The sequence below is a fragment of the Peribacillus simplex genome (assembly GCF_001578185.1).
In the GTDB taxonomy this organism is placed as follows: domain Bacteria; phylum Bacillota; class Bacilli; order Bacillales; family DSM-1321; genus Peribacillus; species Peribacillus simplex_A.
The window spans coordinates 1885479-1904111 of sequence record NZ_CP011008.1 but is presented as its reverse complement, the minus strand read 5'-3'; the positions used below and the strand labels follow the sequence as shown (position 1 = coordinate 1904111).

17 protein-coding genes and 2 pseudogenes are annotated in these 18633 nt (G+C 36.4%); 6 read left to right on the top strand and 13 right to left on the bottom strand.

What is annotated here, in order from left to right; genetic code table 11:
* Positions 1–452 precede the first annotated feature (452 nt).
* The 3 genes from UP17_RS08985 to UP17_RS08975 all read right to left on the bottom strand — a co-directional run bounded on the left by UP17_RS08985 (position 453) and on the right by UP17_RS08975 (position 4136).
* Positions 453–1250 carry a fumarylacetoacetate hydrolase family protein gene (locus tag UP17_RS08985; RefSeq protein WP_061462614.1) on the bottom strand — a complete coding sequence of 266 codons (798 nt, stop codon included), beginning with the start codon at positions 1248–1250 and terminating at the stop codon, positions 453–455.
* Positions 1251–1555: 305 nt separating this feature from the next.
* Positions 1556–2989 (bottom strand): alanine/glycine:cation symporter family protein, encoded by a 1434-nt coding sequence (locus UP17_RS08980; protein WP_061462612.1) that lies wholly within the window; start codon positions 2987–2989, stop codon positions 1556–1558.
* 151 nt (positions 2990–3140) lie between these two features.
* Positions 3141–4136 (bottom strand): asparaginase, encoded by a 996-nt coding sequence (locus UP17_RS08975; protein ID WP_061462610.1) that lies wholly within the window; start codon positions 4134–4136, stop codon positions 3141–3143.
* 706 nt (positions 4137–4842) lie between these two features.
* On the opposite strand from UP17_RS08975, the gene UP17_RS08970 reads away from it, so the two are divergent.
* Entirely contained in the window at positions 4843–5022 is a 180-nt protein-coding gene (locus UP17_RS08970) for an H-type small acid-soluble spore protein (protein WP_061462608.1), read from the top strand.
* A 149-nt stretch (positions 5023–5171) separates the two neighbouring features.
* A protein-coding gene (locus UP17_RS26280) for an IS3 family transposase (protein ID WP_155727194.1) occupies positions 5172–6502 on the top strand; the annotation gives its coding sequence in 2 pieces (ribosomal slippage) (positions 5172–5559 and positions 5559–6502; 1332 coding nt in all).
* Between the two features lie 66 nt (positions 6503–6568).
* Here UP17_RS26280 and UP17_RS08955 read toward each other — a convergent pair.
* From UP17_RS08955 to UP17_RS29695, 4 genes and pseudogenes are all read right to left on the bottom strand, one after another.
* Positions 6569–7339, bottom strand: a complete 771-nt coding sequence (locus UP17_RS08955) for a GH25 family lysozyme (RefSeq protein ID WP_061462606.1) — start codon at positions 7337–7339, stop codon at positions 6569–6571.
* An 823-nt stretch (positions 7340–8162) separates the two neighbouring features.
* Positions 8163–8297, bottom strand: a pseudogene (locus UP17_RS28675) (PepSY-associated TM helix domain-containing protein); the annotation flags it as partial.
* Between the two features lie 591 nt (positions 8298–8888).
* Positions 8889–9113 (bottom strand): hypothetical protein, encoded by a 225-nt coding sequence (locus UP17_RS08945; RefSeq protein ID WP_061462602.1) that lies wholly within the window; start codon positions 9111–9113, stop codon positions 8889–8891.
* 665 nt (positions 9114–9778) lie between these two features.
* Positions 9779–9948, bottom strand: a pseudogene (locus UP17_RS29695) (succinyl-CoA--3-ketoacid-CoA transferase); the annotation flags it as partial.
* Positions 9949–10104: 156 nt separating this feature from the next.
* On the opposite strand from UP17_RS29695, the gene UP17_RS08940 reads away from it, so the two are divergent.
* The gene (locus UP17_RS08940) at positions 10105–10914 is read left to right on the top strand and encodes a DUF2935 domain-containing protein (protein WP_434218695.1); all 810 of its coding nucleotides are present in this window, start codon (positions 10105–10107) and stop codon (positions 10912–10914) included.
* A gap of 475 nt (positions 10915–11389) precedes the next feature.
* On the opposite strand, the gene UP17_RS08935 is transcribed toward UP17_RS08940, so the two are convergent.
* Positions 11390–11731 (bottom strand): hypothetical protein, encoded by a 342-nt coding sequence (locus UP17_RS08935; RefSeq protein WP_061462600.1) that lies wholly within the window; start codon positions 11729–11731, stop codon positions 11390–11392.
* Positions 11732–12439: 708 nt separating this feature from the next.
* Between UP17_RS08935 and mscL the strand changes: the two genes are divergently transcribed.
* On the top strand, positions 12440–12838 hold the full coding sequence (gene mscL, locus UP17_RS08930; protein ID WP_061462597.1) for a large conductance mechanosensitive channel protein MscL: 399 nt from the start codon (positions 12440–12442) through the stop codon (positions 12836–12838).
* Positions 12839–13210: 372 nt separating this feature from the next.
* Here mscL and UP17_RS08925 read toward each other — a convergent pair whose 3' ends face one another.
* Positions 13211–13417, bottom strand: a complete 207-nt coding sequence (locus tag UP17_RS08925; RefSeq protein ID WP_061462595.1) for a hypothetical protein — start codon at positions 13415–13417, stop codon at positions 13211–13213.
* A 326-nt stretch (positions 13418–13743) separates the two neighbouring features.
* Between UP17_RS08925 and UP17_RS08920 the strand changes: the two genes are divergently transcribed.
* Both UP17_RS08920 and UP17_RS28255 read left to right on the top strand, forming a co-directional pair.
* Positions 13744–14253 (top strand): DinB family protein, encoded by a 510-nt coding sequence (locus UP17_RS08920; protein WP_081108767.1) that lies wholly within the window; start codon positions 13744–13746, stop codon positions 14251–14253.
* Between the two features lie 43 nt (positions 14254–14296).
* Complete coding sequence (locus UP17_RS28255; protein ID WP_167555978.1) at positions 14297–14467, top strand: hypothetical protein; 171 nt, start codon at positions 14297–14299, stop codon at positions 14465–14467.
* A gap of 36 nt (positions 14468–14503) precedes the next feature.
* On the opposite strand, the gene UP17_RS08915 is transcribed toward UP17_RS28255, so the two are convergent.
* From UP17_RS08915 to UP17_RS08900, 4 genes are all read right to left on the bottom strand, one after another.
* Positions 14504–15232, bottom strand: a complete 729-nt coding sequence (locus tag UP17_RS08915) for a GntR family transcriptional regulator (protein ID WP_061462592.1) — start codon at positions 15230–15232, stop codon at positions 14504–14506.
* Between the two features lie 67 nt (positions 15233–15299).
* Positions 15300–16082: a fructoselysine 6-kinase gene (frlD, locus tag UP17_RS08910; protein WP_061462591.1), complete on the bottom strand. Its 783-nt coding sequence runs from the start codon at positions 16080–16082 to the stop codon at positions 15300–15302.
* Between the two features lie 57 nt (positions 16083–16139).
* A complete protein-coding gene (locus UP17_RS08905) occupies positions 16140–17153 on the bottom strand; it encodes an SIS domain-containing protein (protein ID WP_061462590.1) in 1014 nt (337 codons plus the stop codon).
* Positions 17154–17287: 134 nt separating this feature from the next.
* Positions 17288–18631: an amino acid permease gene (locus UP17_RS08900; protein WP_061462589.1), complete on the bottom strand. Its 1344-nt coding sequence runs from the start codon at positions 18629–18631 to the stop codon at positions 17288–17290.
* Positions 18632–18633 lie beyond the last annotated feature (2 nt).

Below are 18633 nucleotides of genomic sequence, written 5' to 3'. Positions count from 1 at the left end.
TGCATATCTTCAGCTTTATATTTTTACAATGTAATTAAACCGGCCTTCGGTAAAGACCAAATTAACTTTTACTACTCCATGAATCTTGATCCCTTTTAATATAGCCTTTTTGTTCTCATTGATAATTCTTGTGATAGGTTTAAAAGTCGGATACCAATTCTCTAGTAAAAAACGGAACAGCCAATATTATCTTACGATGAGCAGAAAAACCAGGGTTGATTTTATATTCGTATTCCCTCTACAATACCTGCCTTATGAAGCCTTTTCACCTTAATATGCCAAAAATAGCATCCCGACCTTATTCCCTTCAAAAAAACCATCTCTTTGCCCATGAGAGTAGCATCATAATTACTACGAAAGATAGTAGGAGATGTCCCCTGGAACATTTTAAAAAGTCGGCTCATCCATATTGGAATATTTTCATTTTTGGTCTTTAAGAATGCTTGTACATTCTACTCGACATGATTACATAACTGACCGATGTTCTCGACTTCCACAACGACCACATCCCCCGAATTAATCGAGCAGCTGCCAGATGGTGAACCCGTGGCCAAAATGTCACCTGGCTCCAGTGTCATCACCTGCGAAAGCCAGCTGATTAGAAACGGAATGCTTAGAGACATTTGATTGGTATTCCCGTCTTGGACAACGCGGCCGTTTAATGTGGTCACAATCCTCAAATTTGTAGGATCTATCCCGGTAACGATGCACGGCCCCAAAGGTCCGAACGTATCAAATCCTTTGCCCCGCGTAAACTGTGGATCTTTTTTGGTAAGGTCTCTTGCTGTGACGTCATTAAATATCGTGCAACCGAACACATAATCAAGCGCATCTTCTTCTTTAATGTTTTTTCCGCGCTTTCCAATGACAAGGGCCACCTCCCCTTCAAGTTCCACTTGGTTGGATAGATCGTTTGGGGGAAGGATGATTTTCTCCTTGTCTGCAATAAGCGAAGATAATGGCTTTAAAAATAGAAATGGTTCTACAAGGTTTGCCTCTCCCCCTGTTTCCTTTGCATGACCTGCATATGTCCAGCCGAAATTAACCACTTTCGAAGGTTTTACAGGTTCCAAAATTTTTACGTCACTATATTTCAGCTCTACCCCGTCATACTTTATTTCCTTGTTGACAAGTTCAGCAAAACTGCTAGACAGTTGTAATATCATCTCATCCTCAACAATACCGTAATGTATTTTGCCCTGTTGATTCTGATAGCGGACTATTTTTTGCGTTTTTTGTAGCACTTGCATAATGAATTAACTCCTTTGATAAGTAAGGTATACTTACTTAGATAATATATAATTCGGGTCTCACATAATCGCAAACGATGATTCCAACTCCATAATAACCATAGCTCAACAATGGGCTCAGTAAGTGAAGCCCTGGTGGTAGATTGTTTTATTCGATGAAGTACGAAAACGGCTTTATACGATTTCATCGAAATGTTGAATAATGAGCAAGCAATGCAGTTGAAGCACTTACACTACTTTTAAAACAATAAGTCAGACGGAAACATATGCGGTGGATTTGTTCATATGTCTGCACATCTTTTTTATTACATGGCGTTTTTCTTTTTTAAAGTGGAAGCATCTTGAGAGTGTTCCCAACATTCAACATTTTCAAGACCTTTAATGCTGTCTTTATAAAAAACAGGATCTTGACCAGCTTTTTTCTGTTTCATATAATCACTTAATGCTGCAAAAGCTACTTTTGATAATAAGAGAACGGCAATTAAGTTTACGATAACCATCAAGCCCATAAATAAATCTGCTAAATCCCATACAAGCTCGACTTTTGCTACCGCTCCGAATACAATCATGGCGAACGCGCCTATTCGATATAGAATCAACCATACTTTACCGTTGTGTAAAAATCGAATATTTGTTTCCCCATAATAATAGTTACCAATTAACGAACCGAATGCAAATAGGAAAACAAAGATCGCAAGACAACCTGATGCCCAGGAACCGATGTGTTCAGTTAATGAAGTTTGTGTAAGTGCAATACCAGTTAGCCCTGGTTGTTTATAAGCATCCGAAAGTAAAATAATAAATGCTGTGCTTGTACAGATGATCAGTGTATCCGTTAATACGCCAAATGCCTGAATAAGTCCTTGTTTCACCGGATGACTTGTTTTTGCCGTTGCGGCAACGTTTGGCGCACTTCCCATACCAGCTTCATTCGAGAATAAACCACGTTTAACGCCATTCATGAACGCAGCGCCGATTGAACCGCCTGCCAGTTGTTCAAAGCCAAACGCGTTATGAATAATAAGAGAAAGAATTTCCGGCATTTTGGTTATGTTCATCACTATGACAAATAATGCCATTCCAAGGTATAACACACCTAGAATCATCACCTTGTATTCAGCAATTTTTCCAATACGCTTCACACCGCCAAAGATAATCGCAGCGAACGCAAGTGTCATGATAATCCCTACAGTTAAACGATCTGCACCAAATGAGTTCTTAAAAGCAATTGTAACGGTATTTGATTGTACAGAATTGAATACAAGACCGAAAGAAAGCGTAATTAAAATGGAGAATAATACTCCCATCCAACGTTTGTTTAATCCTTTTTCCATATAATAGGATGGACCGCCTCGGAAACCAGTTTTATCCTTTACTTTATATACTTGCGCTAACGTACTTTCTATAAAGCTGGTTGCCGAGCTAATAATTGCAATAATCCACATCCAGAATATCGCTCCAGGACCGCCTAATGCAATCGCAATCGCAATTCCTGTAATATTACCTGTCCCAACGCGGGCGGCCATACCAATACAGAACGCTTGAAAGGGGGAAACGCTGTCTTCAGAACCCTTTCTTCCTTCCAATAAAACACGGACCATTTCCTTTAACATTCTAACCTGTACAAATTTCAATTTAATTGTGAAATAAATCCCACAAGAAACAAGCATAATAATTAATAATTTTGACCAAAGGAAATCATTTGTTACGCCAATCACATGATGTAATAACTGTTGCATTTAAACACCTCTTATTAAAATTTAGTTAGCTTAGAAGATACTTGTTTTTTTCAATTTTAAAAAGGATCAACTTCATCAACTGATGATGTCTGTCCAAAGACAGGGGTTTATAGTTCCTGAAAATTGGATTTAATGACTTAATGGCAGTATCTCAAAAAGATAACGTAATATCTGCTGCAATCGTTGTTTCCATCATTTCTTTTACCTTTTTGGGATCTGTTGTTTTTCCTAGCACCCACATCAATTTCGGCACAATTGCTTCTGTGTTCATATTTTTAGAGCGCACTACACGATTATGGTCAATTTTCCGACCAACTTCATATATATCCATGTCTTCTCCTTCTTCTAGACATTGAGTCGTAATGACAACAGATACACCGTGCTCGGTTAATTCAATCAATTTCGCTAAAATGTTGCGCACTTGAAAAGGAATACCACCACTTCCATAGCTCTCCACAACCACTCCTTTATACAAACCTTTTAGGCAGTCAAAAAATTCTGGTTTTATCCCAGGATGTAATTTAACAACCGCCACATCTGTACAAAGTGATGTATCTAATTGAATGTGTTTATTTTTTTGGATATGAATGGATTTATTATATTCAATTATGTCATCATGTATCGATGCAACATACGGATAATTAATACTTTCAAAGGCATCATAGCTTTTCGTCCTAAGTTTAATCCCTCTTGTCCCTTGAATGACTTTGCCGTCAAATACAATATATACCCCACCTATTTCTTCACAAGCTAAACGGATGGCATCTGAAATGTTTCGTTTTGCATCTGTTTTACTATACGAAATAGGAATTTGCGAACCTGTAATAACAATCGGTTTTGATGCATCCTGTAACATATAAGAAAGTGCAGCTGATGTGTAACCCATTGTATCGGTGCCATGCGTAATAATAAATCCATCATACTGATCGTAATGTTCGTAAATAACATTCGCCATATCTATCCAAAATTCTGGTTGCATGTTGGTGCTATCAATGTTCATTAACTCCTTCGTATCAATATGGCAACGTACATTTAATTCAGGTATGTAACTTAATAGATCATCGGCATGCAGTTCAGGTGCAAGTCCGTTTTCTCCTTCAATTGAGGCTACTGTTCCGCCAGTCGTAAACAACATTAATTTTTTCAATGATAATGGCTCCCCTATCTATTTTTTACAATAAGTTTTTCAAAAGAAAGTATTCAATTCGCGTGCATTTATTCAATTCGCGTACTTTTAATGTAATTATAGTTACATAAATATAATAATTCAAGATAAAAATATTCAATTTTCGTACACTTCCTCCACTTTTTGAATCCACAGAACAAATAATGAATATCAAAAAAGTAAATATTTCAGTAATTTCAACTTAGATGTTTAAGCATAAAAAACCATATACCTCAACGTGTTTATATGTTTTTAAAGAGAGTATTATATTTTTTTCTAAATGTTTTTATATACGTGAATCATTTCGTGAAATAATGTAGAATAATAATCTTCCAATTTTAAAATCTTTAAGTGGGGGACAATCCCATGTCGGATAATATACCGCCAGTCCGGATTTAAACATACAGTATCCTTAAAATTTCGTATTTTATCAACTCAACACTTTTTACAATCCTATCCATTTCAGCAGACAACCTAATATTTTTTAAGTTTTAGGATTTCCATCTTATCAATAAGATTAATTGAGCTCTCGCCCTCATATAACAGGGAAAGGTGCAACATTATTGCGGCTTTTTGTTATATATTAATCCCATGAAATTAAGGCTTATTTTTTAGTACCTTTAAAAAACGAATAAAATTCAGTCTTTCCCCAAATAATAAGTAGACTAATAAGCAGGGAGGGATTTATGTGGATGTTAAACGTGTAAAACAGATTCTTTCTTCATCATCTGACATTGAGGTGAGATATAATGGCACTTCAGTATGGATTGATAATTTAAATGAAGACGGCAGAACTGCTACAGTACATCTCAGAGGACCATTAGAGGAAAAATCAGAAGTGGGCATTGATGAACTTAAAGAAATATAATGAATTTCAATAAAAATAAGCTCCTCTCTTATTGAACTATACCCCGAATTATGGACACAGTAAAAAAAGTCCCTTATTCGGGGTTTTCTATGTCCTTTTTCTAGAACCCCGTTTATAATCATTTCAGATATAGGGCGGAGGAAATCAAAATGAGTAAGATTTATTTTAATGAATTTCAAATAAAGGAATTAGAGAATAATCCACATGTGAAACAGGTTTCAGATCGTTCGATTGCTTATCATCCAGACTTTAAGGTAAAGGCTATTAAAGAGAATCAAGCTGGTAAATCACCTACCCAAATCTTTATTGAACATGGCTTTGAGTTAGAGATGATTGGATCGGATAAACCAAAAGGCTGCTTAAAACGTTGGAGAAAAACGTTTGAACAATATGGCGAGGATGGCTTCTATACAGAGCGACGTGGGAAAGGAAGTCCAGGAAGACCAAAATCCAAGGAGTATTCGCAGGAAGATCAGTTAAAAAAGGCTGAAGCTCGTATTAAATATTTAGAGGCTGAACTTGAATTTCTAAAAAAGTTAGACGAACTCGAAAGGCAGGCTTCGAAGAAGAGAAAATGACAACGAGTGAAAAATTCACGTTAATTGAACAAATCATTCGCCAATATAATCTTACCAATATGGTCCGTTATTTTTGTGAAATGGCCGAAGTCAGTCGTAGTGGATATTATGCTTGGATACATGCTGAAAGGATTCGATTGACTCACGAGAAGAAAGATTCGCAGGATTATGAACTTATTAAGGAAGTATTTGAGGCCAAGAAGAAAAAAGCAGGTGCCCTCACCATCAAAATGATTTTAGAGAATAAGTATTTTGTCACGATGAACCATAAAAAGATTCGAAGGCTTATGCATAAATTCAATCTTAAAGCCATAATTCGTCAAGCGAAACCTTATAAGAAATTAGCGAAAGCCACTCATGAGCATAAGGCCGTTCCAAACCACTTAAACAGGAATTTTAACCAAGGAGAACCGAGGAAAATTCTCCTTACAGATATTACTTACGTTTATTATGGTTCTGGACAACCAGCTTATCTTTCTTGTGTCAAAGATGCTGTTACACGAGAAATCATCGCTTTTCACTTATCTAGAAGTCTCAAGATGGGGATTGTCTATCACACATTGGAGAAGCTCTCTGATTCCCTAAATGATCTGATTCATCCTGAAGCGATCATTCATTCAGACCAAGGCGTTCATTATACACACCCTGAGTTCCAGCGCCGAGTGAAAGAACTAGGGCTGAAACAATCCATGTCCCGAAAGGGAAACTGTTGGGACAATGCCCCTATGGAATCATTCTTTGGCCATTTTAAAGATGAAGTGGATTATTTGGAGTGTCAAACTTTTGATGAGTTACACCAATTAATTGAAGAATATATGGAAGATTACAATACAAATCGTTACCAATGGAGCCTAAATAGAATGACTCCCGCACAATACGGGAGTCAACTATTAGCTGCTTAATTTATAGGTCTTTTTTTAAGACTGTCCATTTTGAAGGGCACAGTTCATATAGAGAAGAGCCTTTTCTTATTTCAACCTTAGCTTTTGACCGATATAAATTTTGTCCGGGTTTTTAATGCTGTTAAGACTAACAAGAGATTTTACGGTTGTTTTTTTGTTTTTTGCAATCAAGCTTAGTGTGTCGCCTTTTGTTACAGTATATGTTGTGGTTGATTCAGTTTTCAATGCACGGGAGTTGGGCGTCCTAAAAGAGTTTACTGTATTTGTAAAATCCCTATAAGCTATATTCAAATCCACCTTTGTGCTGATACCACTTATCTTACCAGAATCGGAATGCTGCCAAATATCTGTGCTTCGTCCCAACGAGCTGTTGTATCGGGCAATCCACAAAGCGTACTTCGTCAATCTTGATTCATCTAAAGTATTTTCGAGAAAGTATTTACCAGTATAAAGCATAGCGGTGTATCCTGCTTCTTCGATAGAGTCTAAAAAAGCTATTGCTGCATCGGTTAACTTTTTTTTATTTGCACCTTTTTTATTTTCTTCAAGATCAAGAACAACAGGGTAATTTAAAGTAAAAGAGCTGATAGAATCTAAAAAATAAGCAGCCTCTGCCTTTGCCCCAGCAACAGTAGCAAACTTAGCATAGTGATAGGCCCCGACTTTCAACCCCGCTGCCAAAGCTTGAGGAGCATTTTCTTTAAAATACGAGACCTTAGGATAATTCGTTCCCTCGGTTGCTTTAATGAATACAAACTTCATGCCGGCCTTAGCAACTTCATCCCAATTAATAGCACCTTGCCAATGTGAAACATCGATTCCCTTTACATTTTCCATATTAATATCCTCCTCTTTTTTCAAAAGGAAACCACCTCTATGTTGCATGATTATAATCCTTTTTCAAATATTTTGATTTTATTCGTTTATATAAATACCTCATGGTGGAAACATACAGTCCTATTGTCCAAACTATAATTGTGTGGATATTATTGCCGTCATAAATACCATTCATTTGGTATCATTTAAAATTTTTTTCAGTGAAAGCATTTAAAGTCGTTAAAAATCAGACTGAAAGTAAAGTGCTTTAGTTTTCAACGTTTATTGTATGGCTATTCTGATTTTATTAATATTAGAAGGGGGGGGCCAGCCGATATTACTAATCGTTTTTTAAAAATTTGAAATCGCATATTTCAAATCATACGAAGTGGATTATTCTGCCGATTCCCTATAAATTGTAGAGTTATAATGAAAATAGTTCCATAATAAAAAGGCTGCCGTAGCAACCCTGTAATTGAAGTAAGGCAAACTATAGTTGATCAAGAGCAAATTCAGCTCTTGTCATAATACCTTATTACTTTACTAGCTCTTTTCGAAAAGGTAAATATTAAATATGTTTATTATTATCTAATTGTTTTTGACTTCCTGACTAATCATTTTGAATCCAATACTCTGAGATTTTTCATCTTCAATTCTATATACAGCACTTGCTTTAACCGATGTAGAATGCAATGGATTTCAAATCAAGTGTTTATGCTGCTGCTATTGAATCGTTTTTCTGTTTCCTTTTTTTCTTGTTCTTGTTCTTATAACTCCACTTATAGACACCAGTAAACATCAGAATGGATGGAGTAAGGCCACCAATGACTTTATGTAAATAAAACTACCTTACATATGGGTTGGCATTACGTCTCATTATAAACCCACGTGCCAATTTTTTAATCCCCGGCCACCATAAATATAGTCCTGATAAAGTTATAAAAAAGAAAATAAATCCAATCGTACCGATGATTTTCTCACCATTGAAGTCTTTTAACTACAGCTGTTCGTGAAACTCTTTTATCTGATTAAATAAAACTTTATCTCCTAATGTTCCATTTATGTATCCTGTTCCTGGATTGACAAATATGTTTAGTTGTTCCTCTCCTTCCTTTAGGCGGAATAGGGAAACTCCACGAGCATTAGGTTCACTTGGAGTGTATATACGTTCAATTTGTCCGTTTGGATGTGATTCTAATATAACCTGCACGGCTTTCTGATACGTAACTTTTTTCCCTTCTGTAACTTATATAAATTAGGATGCAGTATACTGCTTAGTTCAGGTTCAAAGACAAGCAAACTTCCTGTGAAGCCAATCAGTCCTAAATACCCCAGCTAGCATACTAAGCCATAAATGAATTTTTGCAATGATTCTACGTGTTTTCATAAAAATGCCTGCTTTCCAATAGTAATTAATTTTGAATGATAATCAATAACATAAAGATAATGATAATCATTGTCAATTAAAACTTTAAGCCCCCCCTATTGGATAATCTTTTGAGGCACTTAAACATAAGAAAAGGGATGCCCCAAAAAGCCATACATCTTGGGACATCCTCTTTTTTATAGATTAATATTCTTTTGTCCTTATTCTTTTAGCTGCATAGGCAAGGTTTTTCAAACATTCTATTCGAACTTTATCGTCACATACAAAGTCGTATAAAATTTCATTTTCCAATTTTGAATATATTAATGAGATTTCATCCTCTTTTGTCCATTTTCCCATTCGATAAATTTCTAAGTGACTTAGCATTTCTTGTACAAAGTATTCGACCGTACCAAACAAAACAGTCATTTTATATACCCCACTCTTTTTCTAATTCATGATTTTCTTTGTTTCTTTTCTAAAACCTATTTCATTCTATATATCCTATAATCCAAATTCATAAATATCATCATTATACTATTTTACAAATTTTCATTCTTAATAAAGTTCGAAAGGCTTTACTTCTTTCTACGGGTAAAGACATTATTATTTAGTTTTGAGTCAATATTCAATAGACGATTTATTACAATACATTCTATATGTACCAATTATCTAGTACTTTAAGAACCATGCAGAGTTGTCACAATCTTCGTAACAGAAAAAAGAGCAAGTAAAAAAGATTGCTTGCCCTGTTTCTCACTAGCAATTAAGAATAAGTTATACATTATCATCATCTAAATCTTGAAAGTTAAACTAAGCAAGTTCTCCAATACAGTCTATTTTCTTTAATTGAATAGGTTACTCTTATTGTCTGCCAATAAGTTTCGAGTTTAACATGTTCACGGATGATTAAAGTTCAACCTGTGTACAGTAATAGATTGAATCTCTTCAATGGTATACCCTTTTTGCTAGCATTAACCAGATTCCGTTACATCCATCACCGCTCGATCTGTATTAATTGAGTTCACAACTAATTCCTGGTAGAGGCAAGGAGCACTCCTTAGGATATTCTGCTAACCATTTCTATTTATTCATTTTGCTCCATTAACATGGTCCATAATTCCTTCCTTTCCCTTAATCATTTTCCCTGGAATCATCTATACGCTTGATCTCCACTCTCGGAAACTTCCATACCTTCTAATTGCAAAGACTCGACACTAGTGAAATAGAAAGATCCGTTCTTGAAAGTGATTGTTTCTTTTCCTCATTTATTAGGCTACGATTGAAAAGACATATTTGATTTATTTGTGACTTTATATGTAACTGAGTGGTATACAATTGCCCCCTTTTTAATATGATTTTAAAGATGGTAAGGATAAAGGGGGATATAGTATTGAGTGAAAACAGACAGGAAGCCAATATGAGAAATAACTCTAGCATGTTTGTTGAACGTTCTTTAGATGAAATCCGTTTTTGGTCACGAATAATGAAGGAACACTCGTTATTTCTAAGATTGGGTTTCAGATGTGAAGATACACAGCTAATTGACGAAGCTAATCAGTTTTTTCATGTATTTGAACGGATAGAACAGCAATCTCATTCCTTTACAAATCAAACTGATCCAGAACAGATTAGAATATTTAATGCGGAAGTGCAACAAGCTGCCACGAACATATTTTTCTTTAAAAGGAAAGTGTTGGGGTTAATACTTACCTGTAAATTGCCTGGTGCAAACAATTTCCCACTTTTAGTTGACCATATAAGTAGGGAAGCTAATTATTTTAGAAAACGATTAAAAGAATTAAATGAAGGTAAATTGAAACCACTTGCTGATGCTATCATCAAAGAGAATGTTTTCTTTTTAAGGATCATGGCGGATCATGCAAAATTTATTGGACATCTCCTTGATCCATCGGAAAGAAAGCTTGTAGATATGGCGCGAAACTTTAGCAATGATTTTGATCAATTAGTCTTTCAAGCTGTAGACTTAGAGTCCATGAAGCCGCAATCTCAAACTGCCCCTCTTTTGGATCAATTTCTAGATCAGAACCGTGTTTCCGTCGTATCACTTCGAGACTTTAAGAAAACCGCCAGAGATTTAATCGAAGAATGCAAAATCAAGAGCATTATCCATCCTCTATTGGCTGATCACGTTTTCCGTGAGGCCAATCGTTTCCTTGAAATTATCGATATGTTTGAATCCCATCTTACAGGTGAAACATACAATTAATTGAGTGTGAATTATATAGAAAATTGCAATTATCGGATAAAGAGATTATAACCTAAAATAGGCCCCTCTCGATTTAGAGAAGGGCTTTTCCTATGTTTTTGCTGTTAATAAAGTGAGTTCACAAAATTTTATCCATTCCCCCTAAGCCCATCCTTTATGGACTCTTACCTAGCTTAACTATAAAGGATATTCAAGCACTAGCTCGATTTTAAATGGCACTCTTACCGCTCATGATCTAATAATTTGGCTGCTTTCTAATATGCCCACTTTTCTAGGACATCCAACTATTGCATTTTTGAGAATCTCAAATTCCTCGGATTTATAAAATCGGTTTACGCATTAATCCCCATTCGCTACATATATCTTTCCTCCAATAATTATCTTTACACCTAATGCAGTATTCTTGCGCCTTCAACATTCAGGGGGAAATCTCTCCCCGGATGGAAAAATTCTCTGATTTATCGGACTATACTTTTCAGTTTAGATATTTTTTTAGTTTCTCTTTATCAGAAACATGAATCCATGGTAAATCTCGATTATCATTATTAATGCCAGGTTGGATAACTCGGCTATATAAAAGGTCATAAATACAATCATTTATTAACTGTATATCTTTTTCTGATATTTTCCGGTTATAGGTTATAGCAGCTGCTCCTGTTTGTTTAGTTACTCCTCCTATTAAGCCCCGTTGTTTTAATGAACTTCTAATAACTTCTCTGATAGCGTCTAGACAAGTCAACGGGAATACATCAAGGTGTTTAACAATCATTCTAAAAATATCCTCTTTACATAAGTCGTGTTCAATATTTTGTCGCAATTATTCCACCCCCATCTTCAAAACATTCTTCAAACGAAACGTAATTTCCTCCTTTATCCACAAAAAGGACAAAACCCCTAATCGATACCACCCTTTGCTTTATTCTCAATAAATAAGAAAACTGTTTTACGGCTTTCAGTCACAAATACAACTTCTGGAAAAACGACCCATTTAGTCTTTAAACTTTTATCGAAGATCAACAAATAATTAACCAATGCCCACAAAAAAAGCCCTCTCGATTTTGAGAAGGCCATTTAACAATGGAGGAGTACCACTTAGGGGGTAGTACAATAATATAATTATCGCCAATCAAAAACATTTATATCCCCCCTCCCTTATATTCAGTAACAATTTAGTGAAAGCTTCTTTACCTGCCTTCAGTGACGATTGCCCCTTTGATATTCCCCATCTGCCTTCCATAACTATTGAATTGCTTTTTAAGTACTATTTGTAAAGCTTTAATAAGGCTTGGTTCTAGGAACGTTAAATCCCCCCCCGCAATAAGATGTGCTTTATAACGACTTTTTAATGTTTTGTGAAAGCTACCCCCTTTGATTGGCTGCTTTCATTCTACTTATTAATGGATTTCAAAAGATTAAACGGATGCTTATCCCTATTTTTGGAAATAATAGAGGCCACTTACTCTATTCAATTTTCTCCATGTTTCTGGTATGCTTTTATCTATAAAAAAAGAAGGGTGTAGTTACGATGATAAAGGAATTCAGAGAGTTTATAACTAAAGGAAACGTTCTCGATCTTGCTATAGCTGTAGTGATGGGTGCTGCATTTGGGAAAATCATTTCATCGCTAGTCGAAAATATTATTACACCTCTAGTTGGAATTTTACTAGGAGGGGTCAATGTTTCTTCGTTAGCCCTTCCAGTTAATGGCGTGCATGTTCAATACGGTGCATTTGTTCAAGCTGTGATTGATTTCTTGATTATTTCGTTTGCGATTTTCATGTTTATGAAGATAGCGAATTCTCTTATTAGAAAAAAGCAAACGGACGAGGAAGAGGTAATTGTAGTGGTACCGGCAACCGAGCAATATTTAAAGGAAATTCGTGACCTTTTACAAAAAAATTCAAGGCAGGATGAAACATTATAATTTCATACTTTAATTCAACACACGGAACCATTTAATAATAATGGTCGCATGTCTTCTTGGAGTAACGGAAACGAAAGTTCAAGAAGACAAATAAATAATTAACGATTGGGCCACTTTCAATTAAGGGAGGGCCATTCTAGAAGCATAAATAGAACGTGAAAAAGTATTAAATGACATGGCAGAACACCCTCCTTTGATACAACCGCAAAATCAATAGATGAATTATCTAATAAAAAACTAAATGATAATCTGCAATAAAAGGTATCCCCTCTAAATCAATGGCGTTTTCTTGTTTAATTAACGGTGAAAGTTCAAAATTACCGGATTCACCTCTCATTCTCCAAAATAAAAAGCATCCTCGAGAGGATGCCCTTACATGGACTCATAATTTTTAATTTCAAATTCATTTACAGGCCGATTAATTGACTTTCCCAATTTTTTAATAAGCTCTTGGTAATCCTTAGTATCATTAGGATCTATACCTTCTCTGACGTTTAGTATCTCATATCGATCATACTTCTCTGGAATAAGTTTTCCGTCAACATGGATATAAAGCCTATATTTAATTCTCAGATTCATATTACCATCTCCTTTACTATCAGTTCGATATAGGGAGCTAATTTCCTGCAAGAATTAGCATCCTTATATGGATACGCCAATATCTAGCAGTTTTATAATCAGAAAAGTCGCATTTTGTTTTAACATTAGTAAATTTGCAATGAAAGGTGCATGGATAAAGCAGTGGAGGAAGTATGCAATAACTTCATACTCCTCCTACCTGTCAAAAGAAGTGTTGTTATTTATATATAAACATATTAATAAATATACTTTCTTGAATTCAACTGAATTTTTTTGTCATTTAGGGCATAAATTGTTCAATACGACCCAAAATGGAGGTTTTTTATATGAACCACCCCGAACAAGTATTAAATATGTACAACTACCACGTGTGGGCAAATGGAGTTATCATTGATCGTTTAACTGAACTTCCACAGCACATTTATCATAAGGATATTCAGAGTGGTTTTTCTTCGGTATCTAAAGTGTTATCTCACATTTATCTCACAGATTACACTTGGTTTGACATTATCTCAGGTAATAGTATGGATGAAGCAATGAAGTCTTTTAATCTATTAAGAGAAGTGGTGGAAAAGAAAAGTATTGAGGAAATGAAAAAAACATTTATAGACTTATCCGAAAGAAACAAAGCCCTTCTGGAAAGTGTGGAGGATATGGAAAAGGTAATTGTCGTGGATAACCCATATGCTGGGTTGCTTGAAACTTCCATTTCCGAATCGGTATTTCATGTTGTCACTCACGGATCATATCATCGTGGCAATATAGCTACCATGTTGCGACAAATGGGGCACACTTCCGTTATGCAAGATTTTGGCCTTTACCTTTATTCAAAATAGAACACCAAACTATATACCATTTCCTGAATAGGGGGATGTATCGATGGATGAACTAGTTGGCTCTTGTGTTCGCTGTGCACAAGATGTATATTGTACGGCTGGTTTTCTGAACGGTATTCTGTTAGATAACAAGAAAATCTTGTGTTTTAATTGTAAGGATATTTTAAATGCGATGATCAAAGAAGAAAGTTTGGAGGAGGAAAATCAAAACTAGATGTTTAAATAGGTCATGCCAAATTTATGGCATGACCTATTTTGCCCGATGAACAGTCAGATTGACCTTGTTGGTTTCACACATGAACGTTGAGAGGTGCACAGGCTGGTCGTTTGCATCGAAAGCAATCTTCACTATTCTAAATAAATTTGCGCCAATATCGCATTCTAAATATTTAGCATAGATTTTTGTAGCACCAATCACGTCTATAATTTTATCGTTACTTACTATTTCGGTATAGTAATCTTCCAATAGGATCTTATAAGTTGATTCATCCCTTGCGATCTTCTTTTCCAAATCCGGAAAACGAAGTAACGAATAATGAGCGGTATCGTAGAAAAGCGGACGCTCATCTACATACATGAGTCGCTCCAGTTCGAGAACGGGGCTTCCTTCTTCAATGAGGAGATGACCTGCAACATCTTTTGGTGCGGCTATGATCTCACTTCTTAAAATCCGGGAATTCGGTATCTTCCCAAGCTGATGACTAAACTCTGAGAATCCACTTATGGATAACAACTCATTATGAAACTTATTAGATGCAACAAAGGTACCCCTGCGCGGAATACGTGTCAGTGTTCCTTCCTTTACCAATTCCTCGATTGCTTTTCGAATGGTGATGCGGCTAACGTTATAAGTTTCACAAAGCTCTGCTTCGGTTGGGATTTGTTCATCTGGTTTGTATTTACCGTTCTGAATATCATTCTTCAACATTTGCCTTATTTGCATATATAGTGGCTGGGGGGCTGAAGGATTTAAATTCATATTAGATTCATCCTTATCCGTCAAAATTTATTATTTACTACCTATTATACATGATTTACAGTCCCAGTCACCACGCACCGAAATAGCTAATGGTATTCGCAGCAGACTCTGTACCCAATTCTAAGCAATTTTCGATAGATTGGCCTTTCAATAATCCATAAATAAAACCGGAAATGAAGGAATCCCCCGCACCCATTGTATCCACCACATTCGCTTCAACGGCACCGCATTGATAAAATTGAATGCCGTCATAGGCAAGTGAACCATTTTCTCCTAAAGTGGCGACCGCAATTTTAGATCCTTGATTTTTTACATCATTTAAAAATTGGCGGATAAAAGCATCATCCTTCGTATAAGAGAAAAAAGGATAATCAACAAACTTCGGTAAAGTCTTCACTAGATCATGATCTAGCTGATCTGAGAAATCAAAAGACGTGAGCATTCCATTTTCTTTAAATAAGGAATAGTACTTATCCGCATGTCCCCAAATCCCTGAATGTATGAGCTGGTATGTTTGAATGTAATGGAGTTCTTCTGTCGTTAAGCGGAAATGTTTCATGACACCTTCATCGTATTCTCCAAACTTGCGGTCATTTCCTACCATTTCAACAAAAGTAACAGCTGTTTTTCCTTCTTTCCGCGAAAGATGAGAAATATCAACACCTTTTTCCTGAATCGCTTTAACCATTTTTTCACTGTATCGATCGGAGCCCACCCAGCCGATATAAGCAGAGTCAGCACCTAACCCTCTTAAATAGACAGCCACATTTAAAGGATTACCCCCAGGATAGACCTCCCCGCTCTTTTGATAAACATCCATACAGTTATCTCCGACTGTAACCGTTCTCATCATTTTCCCCCGCTTTCTTGAAACTTAAGAGCACTACTAAGTAGTGCTCCACTTATCTTAATATTCCATTTGGCGATAGTATCTTCTAAGTGATAATGGATGATTTCTTTCACGCTCAAGGTATACGCTGATTCGACTTAATACTGACCAGTTGATGCTAACAGAAAAATGCTTTCTGAATTCTTCGCTGATGCCTTCCATTTCAAAGCTTTTGGTATCAATAACCGTAATATTTTTTGAGATATTTTCTACAAATCTCTCTACACGGTCCATCAGCGGTCTAGTTTCATCTTCCCCTTTTAGTAAAATAACACTTGTATCTTCAACAACAAGTTCAAGCGTACCATGGAAAAACTCTGCAGCGTGGATGGATTTCGCCTGGATCCATTGCATTTCCTCTAAAATGCACATGGCATATGAATAAGTGTTTCCCCATAGGTTACCAGAACCGACCATCATGTGGTAATCCGTGTCTTTATGTGTAATGGCAAATTCCTCTGCTTTTTTGTCAAAAGATTTTACGGCATCTAGAATTGCATGCGGAAGTAGAGAAACCTCCTTCGTGAATTGTTCATATTGCGGGAATTCATTGTTGTTATGCATGAAACGGAAGACGATCATGTACAAAAGCATAAAGAAAGTATCAAAAGAGTGCGTTTCAGAACCAGTCGTTATACAGTAATCCGCAATTTGTGTTAACGGAGTATTTGGCTCTGCAACTAAAGCGATTGTAGTTGCGCCTTTTTCTTTACAATATTCAGCCGCTGCAACTGTTTCTTGAGTAGTCCCGGATACAGATGTAAAAATACAGACTGAATCTTTGCTGAAATGCTTATGATTCATCACCATGAACTCAGCAGCAATTTCTGCATGGACATCGATGGTAGAATTTGATTTTAAAATGTATTCATATGGATACATCATGGCTATGGTGCCACCAGCACCGATAAGGAAAATATTGCTGTAGCCCCTTTTTGTGATTCCATCTACGATTTCTTCAATCTGGCCTCTAAAAGCAAGGCCCTCTTTTTCTACAAGATTTAGAAATAACTCCTCATCAAACTTTAGCATTAACAGCTTCCTCCCCTACCTCTGTTTATTTGTTATGTCTTGTATTATATCCAAACATAATAATTTGTACAATTGTTTTATTTTAAATTTTAGTGTGTTTGTCAAAAGAAGTCCTAACTTCCCTTAAAATTCTGCTAAGCCACGATATCACTGTCGTTATTTTTGTTTGATCCATATTTCCTTTCCCAATAATAGTATACCGGCAGACCTGTTACGATAACGATCAGCGCTGCAATCACTCCTTGAATAGGCGCCCAAGTAAATGTTCCCCAGGCCAGCCATGATGCTCCAAGAATAGCTAAAAACGTCGTTAACCTCCACATTGGCATACGATAGATTGGATTATAATCATCCCTTTTACGGCATTTATAAACAGCGGCAAAGTCCATGATGTTAATTACCAATTGAATCAGTGTGAAATAGCCAAGTAATACTGTTAAATTACTGAAGCACACAAGTATACATGCATACGTAACCTGAACGATGATAGAGAAACTTGGAGTTTCATATTTAGGATGAACTCTTGCAAAACGTTGAAAGAATAGTCCGTCCTTTGCCATTGCGTACTCAAGGCGGGGCTGAAACATTATGCAAGAACTCAGCGAACCCAAGATAACAATAATCGCCGTAATGGCCACGAATGATGATGCAATATCAGATAATCCCGGAATATATTTTACAGCTTCAGAAACAGCCGCATTGGAGTTGATTAATTCATCAAACGGCATCAAACCGATGACACAAACGGCTAACAGCGTATATAAAGCCAACACGATGAATACCGAACTAATAAGAGCTCGTGGAAGTATTTTCCCTGGATTTTTGAACTCCCCAGCCATGAAACAAATCGCAGCCATTCCCGTATATGCCCATGTGGTTGCGGATACACCACCTATTAAACTTGACTTTTGGGCACCAGGTCCTGGTGTATAAGCAAAGTTATCAGGATTCATATACATAATTCCCAAGACAATGACAATCAGGAAAGGAATGATTTTGATAGCCGTGATAATGACTTGGAAAAGACCTCCCTCCTTCACACTTCGATAATGAATCGATGTGATGAGCAGGATGATCGCAATACCCAATAATTTCCCGGCGACCCCAGAGAAAAATGGGAAAAAGGTTGCTAAATAAGAAACGATGGCTAAGGCCATAATCGATATGGATGGAGGGTCCAACGCCCAGAAAGTGGCCCATCCATATAAAAATGCCAGAGGCCTCCACCCAGCTTTATTTAAATAAACGTAACCGCTTCCATTTTGGGGGTATGCTGTCGATAACTCCGCCAGCACCATTACTTGCGGAATGGCAATCACCCCGCCTATTATCCAGGCTAGAATGGAAATTGAAGGAGTACCCGCAGCCTTTGCAACATCACCGGATGAGACAAAAATACCCGACCCTATTGTAGTTCCAACAGCAATAGCCAGAGCAGACCAAAAACCCAGTTTTCGTGTAAGTGTGCCATTACTCATAA

Bases quoted from the DNA above. Each gene is read 5' to 3' on its own strand.
- UP17_RS08985 (WP_061462614.1), bottom strand. From the start codon at position 1,250: ATGCAAGTGCTACAAAAAACGCAAAAAATAGTCCGCTATCAGAATCAA.
- UP17_RS08980 (WP_061462612.1), bottom strand. From the start codon at position 2,989: ATGCAACAGTTATTACATCATGTGATTGGCGTAACAAATGATTTCCTT.
- UP17_RS08955 (WP_061462606.1), bottom strand. From the start codon at position 7,339: ATGGAAAATGTAAAGGGAATCGATGTTTCACATTGGCAAGGTGCTATT.
- UP17_RS08945 (WP_061462602.1), bottom strand. From the start codon at position 9,113: ATGACTGTTTTGTTTGGTACGGTCGAATACTTTGTACAAGAAATGCTA.
- UP17_RS08940 (WP_434218695.1), top strand. From the start codon at position 10,105: ATGAGAAATAACTCTAGCATGTTTGTTGAACGTTCTTTAGATGAAATC.
- mscL (WP_061462597.1), top strand. From the start codon at position 12,440: ATGATAAAGGAATTCAGAGAGTTTATAACTAAAGGAAACGTTCTCGAT.
- UP17_RS08925 (WP_061462595.1), bottom strand. From the start codon at position 13,417: ATGAATCTGAGAATTAAATATAGGCTTTATATCCATGTTGACGGAAAA.
- UP17_RS08920 (WP_081108767.1), top strand. From the start codon at position 13,744: ATGAACCACCCCGAACAAGTATTAAATATGTACAACTACCACGTGTGG.
- UP17_RS28255 (WP_167555978.1), top strand. From the start codon at position 14,297: ATGGATGAACTAGTTGGCTCTTGTGTTCGCTGTGCACAAGATGTATAT.
- UP17_RS08915 (WP_061462592.1), bottom strand. From the start codon at position 15,232: ATGAATTTAAATCCTTCAGCCCCCCAGCCACTATATATGCAAATAAGG.
- frlD (WP_061462591.1), bottom strand. From the start codon at position 16,082: ATGAGAACGGTTACAGTCGGAGATAACTGTATGGATGTTTATCAAAAG.
- UP17_RS08905 (WP_061462590.1), bottom strand. From the start codon at position 17,153: ATGCTAAAGTTTGATGAGGAGTTATTTCTAAATCTTGTAGAAAAAGAG.
- UP17_RS08900 (WP_061462589.1), bottom strand. From the start codon at position 18,631: ATGAGTAATGGCACACTTACACGAAAACTGGGTTTTTGGTCTGCTCTG.